The following is a 1,708-nucleotide window of genomic DNA, read 5'->3' as shown; positions in this document are numbered from 1 at the left end:
AGAAGCCGTATCTCTATCGATCATGAGAGCGATGTGATCGAAAACGGGGGCTGGGGCGGGTGAACCTGGCCGTGTCCGCGCATGAAGGCAGGGCCTCCTGAACATCTCCGGGTTGTCGAGACCAAGGAATGCCAGGAGGCCCTGTTGTTGCAGTTGTACGTGGTGTCGCCGGTCGGGTTCAACTCCGCGGGCGTGTCGTGCGATTGCCTCGCTCACCGGTTCGGGAACGCGGCCGACCGGCCCGGGCGGGCACGGCGGTATCCGTCGGACATGACGGACGTGCAGTGGCAGGTCGTACGGGCCGCGCTACCGGTGCCGGCCTGGATGGAGGGGAAGGGCGGGCAGCCCGAGGGCTACTGCCACCGGCAGATACTGGACGCGATCTTCTACATCACCGACAACGGGATCAAGTGGCGAGCGATGCCCGCCGACTTCCCGCCCTGGGACCGTGTCTATGCGTTCTTCCGCCGCTGGCGGGCGAACGGCTTGGTCGCCGAGCTCCACGACCGGCTGCGCGGAAAGGTCCGCATCGCCGAAGGGCGCGAGGCGGAGCCGACCGCCGCGATCATCGACTCGCAGTCGGTGAAGGCCGCCGCCTCGGTCCCGGCCGGCTCACGGGGTTACGACGGCGGCAAGAAGATCAACGGCAGGCGTCGGCATGTGATCACGGACTGTCTGGGGATGATCCTCATGGTGCTGGTGACCGCCGGGAACGTCACTGACCGGCAGGCCGCCCGCCTCCTCCTGCCCGGCCTGCGGGAAAGGTTCCGGAACATCGTCCTGATCTGGGCCGACGGCGGCTACACCGGCCGGTTGGTCACCTGGGCGCAGGAGAAGCTCCGGCTCACGCTGCAGATCGTGAAACGCACCGACGACATGGAGGGGTTCGTGGTGCTGCCGAGAAGGTGGGTGGTCGAGCGCACGCTGGGGTGGCTTATGCGCTCGCGGCGTCTGGTGCGGGACTTCGAGTCCCTGCCCGCCTCCAGTGAAGCCTTCGTCCACTTCTCGATGGTCATGCTGATGAGCCGCCGCCTGGCCCGCACCACCCCCAGCGCCCGGGCGGTCACCGTCCCGCAGGAGGCGCGGCCGATTCTCGCGGCGTGAACCGGCCTGCCGGGGACACCTCCAGCCAGCCCCGCTCGGCCAGCCGCTTCGCCCGTGAGCGCACCCCCTCGATCTTCGCCGGCACCAACTCCAGCCCGAACCGGGAGGTGATCTCCTTCGCCGAGACCCCCTCCCCACCGGCCGCCGCGGGCTCGTTCTCCACCAGCTCCACGATCCGCCGGTAGTCCGGCGCGAGCACAGAGAGCTCCACCCCCTCCGCACGGCGCGGCACCACCGACCGGGCCACCGGGACCGGCCCCGGCACGTCCTCGGTGACCTGCTCGGCGACCGGGACGCCGGTCACCGACTCCGCCCCGAGTTCCGTCAGGGCCTCGGCCAGCTCCGCCACCGCCGACACCCGGCGTTCCAGCACCGCTTCGGCCCCGGCGAGTTCGGCCAGGACCCGCTCGGCCTCGGAGCGAAGCTCCTCCACCCGCACCCGAGCCACCGCTTCCCGCCGCTCCATCAACCCCATCACCGACGCCACCGAAAACCTCCGCACCACCAAGCCCGAACACGACGCCCGAACCCTCCCACCCCGACAGCGAAACCATGCCTGAGCTGGGAAAACTCAGCGATCAGAATCGGTAAGACAACGGCTTCT

The 1,708-nt window shown here is 69.4% G+C and carries 2 protein-coding genes; one reads left to right on the top strand and one right to left on the bottom strand.

Features of this window, described 5'->3' with window-relative positions; genetic code table 11:
- The first annotated feature begins 270 nt into the window (after positions 1 to 270).
- Positions 271 to 1,104: an IS5 family transposase gene (locus QMF80_RS37845; RefSeq protein WP_283461959.1), complete on the top strand. Its 834-nt coding sequence runs from the start codon at positions 271 to 273 to the stop codon at positions 1,102 to 1,104.
- Here the strand turns inward: QMF80_RS37845 and QMF80_RS37840 are convergent.
- On the bottom strand, positions 1,064 to 1,591 hold the full coding sequence (locus QMF80_RS37840) for a hypothetical protein (RefSeq protein WP_283461956.1): 528 nt from the start codon (positions 1,589 to 1,591) through the stop codon (positions 1,064 to 1,066). The genes QMF80_RS37845 and QMF80_RS37840 overlap by 41 nt on opposite strands.
- Positions 1,592 to 1,708 lie beyond the last annotated feature (117 nt).

The organism is Streptomyces sp. G-G2, assembly GCF_030063135.1.
In the GTDB taxonomy this organism is placed as follows: domain Bacteria; phylum Actinomycetota; class Actinomycetes; order Streptomycetales; family Streptomycetaceae; genus Streptomyces.
This window is presented reverse-complemented; position numbering and strand designations above follow the sequence as displayed.

Coding starts and splice junctions, on each gene's coding strand:
- QMF80_RS37845 (WP_283461959.1), top strand. CDS start 271: ATGACGGACGTGCAGTGGCAGGTCGTACGGGCCGCGCTACCGGTGCCG.